The organism is Arthrobacter sp. HMWF013, assembly GCF_003061105.1.
GTDB lineage: Bacteria > Actinomycetota > Actinomycetes > Actinomycetales > Micrococcaceae > Arthrobacter.
Map to the genome: position 1 here is coordinate 1 of NZ_QAIQ01000206.1, position 5,647 is coordinate 5,647.

The following is a 5,647-nucleotide window of genomic DNA, read 5'->3' on the forward strand; positions in this document are numbered from 1 at the left end:
GCTCACTGCCCAGGGTGGTGAGGTATTCAGTGCTGCCGATGTCCTGGCCATGCTCGAAGTGGTCGCTGAGCAGGCGCTCCTTGGCCGCGTCCTGCTTGCCATGGGCCGCCGCGAGGTGGATCAGCCGGTGGGCCGTGAAGCTGTTGGCCACCACAACCTTGTCGAAGCGGTAGTCCAGGCCCTCGCCCTTTGCCTGCTCCGTGACATGGCTGAACATCTGCGAGACCTGTTGCGGGGCCATGCCTTTAAGGGTGCTCAAATAGTCGAGCTCCGTGCCGTCATAGTGCTCCGGAAGGGTCGGATCCAGCTGGTAGCTGCGCCACGTGACCTCTACGGAATCGCGGTGCGGAAACCCGGACAGGGCGGCTTCGAAACGGCGCTTGCCGATGTAGCACCAGGGACACGCGACGTCTGACCAGATCTCAATCTTCATGTCAGCCACAACTGCGCCCCTTCGGTGGCCATTCCCGAGGCCGTTGTTTGATTCGTCACACCGGGGGGCTTCAGGGACTTGTCAGGGTGCCTCCCGTGGGGAGATAGTCGGAGTAACAGGTTAAGCAGACGCCTAGGAACGTTCAGTTGCCAGGTCGGGGGACCTTGGACTGTCACCCCGGAGGCACGCATGCGGATAGGACTTGTAGCAGCACCCTGGATTCCGATTCCCCCCATCGGATACGGCGGCATAGAGAGGGTTGTTGACTCCCTAGCCCGCGGTTTTGTCGCGGCGGGTCATGAGGTGCTGTTGGCGGCATCGTCGGACAGCACCTGCCCGGTACCGCGGGTTCCCGGCATGAGGCCGTCAGAGCCGGCGGAACTCGGGTTCACCCTCTCGGAACTCAGCCATGTCATCCGGGCGTATGAAGGCCTGGGCGACGTCGACATCATCCACGACCACACCTTGGCCGGACCACTGTGCACCGTCCGGCGGGGAGCCCCTCCGGTGGTCACCACCATCCACGGACCCCTCATCCCGGCGTCGGCCGATCTCTACCGCGCCATGGCGCGCGACACCGCCATCATCGGCATTTCGCGTGACCAGACCTCCCACGTGCCTGACGTCCCTGTCACCCGGGTGATCCACCACGGAATGGACGTCGCTGCCGTTCCCGTCGGTTCGGGGAAGGGCGGCTATGTCTGCTTTGTCGGCAGGATGTGCCCGGACAAAGGTGTGCTCGAGGCAATCCACATTGCCCGCGCTGCGGGCATTCCGCTGCGACTTGCCGCCAAGATGCGCGAGCCGGACGAGATTGAGTACTTCCGCTCCACCATCGAGCCGCTTTTGGGCACCAACGAGGAGTTCCTCGGCGAACTGGCGGACACGGACAAGTACCGCCTGATGGGTGACGCGATGGCGTTCCTGAATCCCATCCAATGGTCCGAGCCGTTCGGCCTGGTGATGATTGAATCCCTCTCCACGGGTACTCCCGTGGTGGGCACGCTGATCGGATCCGCGCCCGAAATCGTGGACCACGGAAAGACCGGCTACCTGGGCTCAACGGAGGAGCTGCACCGCTTCCTTCCGCTGGCCGCATCGCTGGACCGGGCGCACTGCAGGGACCGGGCCTTGAAACTGTTCAGCACTGAGAGGATGGTTGCCAACCACCTGGACCTGTACGCGAAACTGCTGGAAAAGAGTCAGCTCCCGGGGGTTCCGGATGGTTCGCACTTGCACCAGAATCGAGTACGGGGAACCGTCATCCGGACGCCGGAACCGAGCCCGATCACCATCCGGCGGCCATGAGGTAAGGAGAGCACCTAAATGACCGCCTGGAACGCCGACACGGAAGCCGATATCGGCGGAGCCGACGCAGTAACCCTCGTGGAAGGGTCGTCGTTCTGCATTTCTGCCCACAGCGGCGATATCAGTTCTGAGGGCGGTACCAACGGTGCCTTTTACCAGGACACCCGGATTGTGTCCCGCTGGGTTTTGCGCATCAACGGCGCACTGCGCGAACCTCTCGTGGCGCATCGTCCCGACGCCTACGAGGCCACCTTCGTGGGCAGGGCAAAGTGGCCCGACGGCCGGTTCGACAGCCCGCTGGTTGTCCGCCAGGACCGCCACATCGGACCGGGCCTGCAGGATGACATCACCCTGGAGAACTATTCCGCGGAGAGCGTCGACTGCGAGATCGAACTCCTGGTGGATGCCGACCAGGCTGACCTTTTCGACGTCAAGGGTGGCCGCCTGAGTGCCGAGGCCACCCTGACGAGGAGTGTCCGCGACGGCGAGCTTCTGGTCGAAGCGGTCCGTGACGGCCAGCGCCGCGGGTCAGCGGTACGTGCCGCGGGTGCAGAGGTCACTGAGGACGCTTTGCGTTTCCGCGCAACCATCCCGGCAAGGGGCAAGTGGTCCACATCAGTCATTGTGGTCCCCCTGATCAACGGCGTGGCTCCCAAGGAGCCCTTCACGGAGGCCGGGCTGCCCCGGCACCGGGAGGGCGTGCAGCGGCACCTGGCGTGGGAGGAAAATGTCCCGCGGATCTCCGTGGAAGACAGGAACATTGAAGAAACCCTGCTGAGGAGCCAGGCGGATCTGGGATCGCTGCGGATTTTCGACGCCGAACACCCCGACCGTGCGGCCGTTGCCGCCGGTGCACCCTGGTTCATGGCGCTCTTCGGGCGCGACTCACTGCTTTCCTCGTACATGTCCCTGCTGGTCGATTCGACGCTGGCGGTCGGCACCCTCCAGACGCTGGCTTCCATCCAGGGCACCAAGGTGGACGATGATTCCGAAGAAGAGCCCGGCCGCATTCCGCATGAAGTCAGGCTGGGCGTGACGGCCGGGATGGCTCTGGGCGGTACCGCGTACTACGGCACTGCAGATGCCACGCCGCTGTTTGTCAGCGTCCTGGGCGAGCTCAGCCGTTGGGGTCTGTCCGATGACATCATCGAATCCCTGTTGCCGCATGCCGACCGGGCCCTTGAATGGATGGAGAAGTACGGGGACCGTGATGGCGACGGTTTTGTGGAGTACCTGCGTCCGAATCCGCATGGGCTGCTGAACCAGGGGTGGAAGGATTCGTGGGACGGGATCAACTTCGCGGACGGGCGGATGGCAGAGCCTCCAATCGCGTTGTGCGAGGTCCAGGGGTACGTCTATTCCGCCTATGTCGCCCGCTCCCTGCTGGCACGCTCGGCCGGCGACACCGAAAAGGAGTCCTACTGGGCTGAGCGCGCTGCCACGCTGAAGAAGGCCTTTAACGAGAAGTTCTGGCTGCCGGACAAGGGCTATTTCGCCGTGGCACTGGATAAGGACAAGAACCCCGTTGATGCATGTACGTCGAACATGGGCCATTGCCTCTGGGTGGGCATAGTCGACGAGGATAAGGCCGCGTCGGTGGTGGAACACCTGATGTCGCCGGAGATGTTCACCGGCTGGGGGATCCGCACGCTGGCCTCGGACATGGGCGCCTACAACCCGGTGAGCTATCACAACGGATCGGTCTGGCCGCACGACTCGGCACTCGTGGCGACCGGCCTGATGCGCTACGGTTTTGTGGCCGAGGCCAAGCGGCTGGCCCGGGGAATTTTTGATGCGGCAGCCCATTTCGACGGTCAGCTGCCGGAACTGTTCTGCGGGTTCGACCGGTCCGAGTTCTATGGCCCGGTTCCGTATCCGACGGCCTGTTCCCCGCAGGCCTGGGCAGCTGCGGCACCCATCCAGCTTGCCCGGATCCTGCTGCGCTTCGATCCTGACTTCACCCGCGGGGTTGTCCATCTGGCGCCCATCCTTGCGGAGGATAAGGGTGACTTCAGGGCCGAGAACGTCCGCCTGGGGCACGCCCGGATCACCATCAGCGCGAACCGCACCGAGGGAAGCATCGAGGGTCTGCCCGCGGGACTGAAGCTTTTGAAGGAGCCCCGGCCACCGCTGGACGAAGACCTGGGCGGGCGGCCCGGCGACTAGGGGAGGGCCGCCGTATCAGGGAACAGCGCGTTCCAGGACAAAATCGTGTTCCACGGTGGTGCCCAGCCGGAATGACTTGCTTCCCACCTTGCGGAAGCCTGACTTTTCGTAGAAGCGGATGGCGCGGGCGTTCTGGCTGTTCACGCCCAGCCAGACGCCGGCCGCCCCGGTTTCCGCGGCGGCCTGCAGGCTGGCGTGCATCAGTTCCGCCGCGGCGCCCAACCCGTGGTGTTCGGGGTGGACGTAGCACTTGCTGAGCTCGACGGACGGCAGCAGCTTCAGCGCCGCGGTCACATCCGGGTCCTGGGTGGGCCGGTCCACCAGCAGGCTGTAGCCGCGCAGGCCGCCGTCGGCGTCAATGACCAGGATGGTGACCGCCGGGTCCGCGAGATAGTCCCGGAAGTGCCTTTCGCTGAGCGTATTGGCCAGGTGGGCGGCAATATCGTCCAGCGACGCCGACGGCGGGCAGGCGAGCGGAAAGGTGACGGCCGCGAGGGCGGCAAGCGGGCCGGCGTCGTCCGCTGTTGCCTTCCGGATGGTGTGGGTCATGCACGCATTGTAAATCCCGCGCCTGGCGTTACTGCTTGAAGGCGGCGTCGAAGGAGGTGTTCGAGGCCGGGAAGTCGAACTTCTTGAGGGCGGCGAGGGCTTCGGGGGCGCCGTGGAGGCGGTCCATGCCGGCGTCCTCCCATTCGACGGAGATGGGGCCGTTGTAGCCGATGGCAGCGAGGGCGCGGAAGGATGATTCCCAGGGGACGTCGCCGCGGCCGGCGGAGACGAAGTCCCACCCGCGGCGGGGGTCGCCCCAGGCCAGGTGGGAGCCGAGGACGGTGTTCCGGCCGGTTTGGCGGAGCTTGGTGTCCTTGCAGTCCACGTGGTAGATCCGGTCCTTGAAGTCCCAGATGAAGGAGACGGGGTCGATGCCCTGCCACATCATGTGGGACGGGTCCCAGTTCAGGCCGAACGCCGGACGGTGCCCGATGGCTTCGAGGGTGCGGACGGTGGTCCAGTAGTCGTAGGCGATTTCGGAGGGGTGGACTTCGTGGGCGAAGCGGACGCCGCATTCGTCGAAGACGTCCAGGATGGGGTTCCAGCGGTCCGCGAAGTCCTGGTAGCCGGCGTCGATGACGTGTTCGGGGACGGGCGGGAACATGGCAACGTATTGCCAGATGGAGGAGCCGGTGAATCCGACGACGGTGTCCACGCCGAGTGCTTTGGCGAGCCGGGCGGTGTGTTTCATTTCCTCGGCGGCGCGGGTGCGGACGCCTTCGGGGTCGCCGTCGCCCCATACTTTTGCCCCGACGATGGCTTCGTGGCGGAAGTCGATGGGGTCATCGCAGACAGCCTGGCCCTTGAGGTGGTTGGAGATGGCCCATACTTTGAGGTTGTATTTGTCCAGGACGGCGAGTTTGGCTTCGACGTAGCCGGGTTCGTCCCAGCGCCAGGCGTCCAGGTGGTCTCCGGAGACGGCGATTTCCAGGCCGTCGTAGCCCCAGCCGGATGCCAGGCGGGCGACTTCCTCGAAGGGGAGGTCGGCCCACTGGCCGGTGAAGAGGGTGTAGGGGCGGGGCATGTCAGGCTCCTTCTGCGGGTAGTTCGATGATGGTGCTTTTCGTGGCGGCGGATTCCTCGACGGCGGCCAGGATGCGCTGGACGGCGAGTCCGTCCTCGAACGACGGGGAGGGCGGGGTGCCGTTGCCGATGGCCAGCAGGAAGTCGCGGGCCTGGTGGGTGAAGCTG

General features: G+C 65.1%; 5 protein-coding genes and 1 pseudogene. 2 read left to right on the plus strand and 4 right to left on the minus strand.

Features of this window, described 5'->3' with window-relative positions:
* A partial coding sequence (locus tag DBR22_RS08795) for a DsbA family oxidoreductase (RefSeq protein ID WP_146187439.1) occupies positions 1–433 on the minus strand: 433 nt, incomplete at its 3' end.
* Positions 434–622: 189 nt separating this feature from the next.
* Between DBR22_RS08795 and DBR22_RS08800 the strand changes: the two genes are divergently transcribed.
* Both DBR22_RS08800 and DBR22_RS08805 read left to right on the plus strand, forming a co-directional pair.
* Positions 623–1,741, plus strand: a complete 1,119-nt coding sequence (locus tag DBR22_RS08800) for a glycosyltransferase family 4 protein (protein ID WP_108598704.1) — start codon at positions 623–625, stop codon at positions 1,739–1,741.
* Between the two features lie 18 nt (positions 1,742–1,759).
* A complete protein-coding gene (locus tag DBR22_RS08805) occupies positions 1,760–3,907 on the plus strand; it encodes an amylo-alpha-1,6-glucosidase (RefSeq protein WP_108598705.1) in 2,148 nt (715 codons plus the stop codon).
* A 15-nt stretch (positions 3,908–3,922) separates the two neighbouring features.
* Here the strand turns inward: DBR22_RS08805 and DBR22_RS08810 are convergent, their stop codons facing one another.
* From DBR22_RS08810 to DBR22_RS24420, 3 genes and pseudogenes are all read right to left on the minus strand, one after another.
* Positions 3,923–4,456: a GNAT family N-acetyltransferase gene (locus DBR22_RS08810; RefSeq protein ID WP_108598706.1), complete on the minus strand. Its 534-nt coding sequence runs from the start codon at positions 4,454–4,456 to the stop codon at positions 3,923–3,925.
* 28 nt (positions 4,457–4,484) lie between these two features.
* Positions 4,485–5,480, minus strand: a complete 996-nt coding sequence (locus DBR22_RS08815) for a sugar phosphate isomerase/epimerase family protein (protein ID WP_108598707.1) — start codon at positions 5,478–5,480, stop codon at positions 4,485–4,487.
* A gap of 1 nt (position 5,481) precedes the next feature.
* A pseudogene (locus tag DBR22_RS24420) lies at positions 5,482–5,647 on the minus strand (gfo/Idh/MocA family oxidoreductase); the annotation flags it as partial.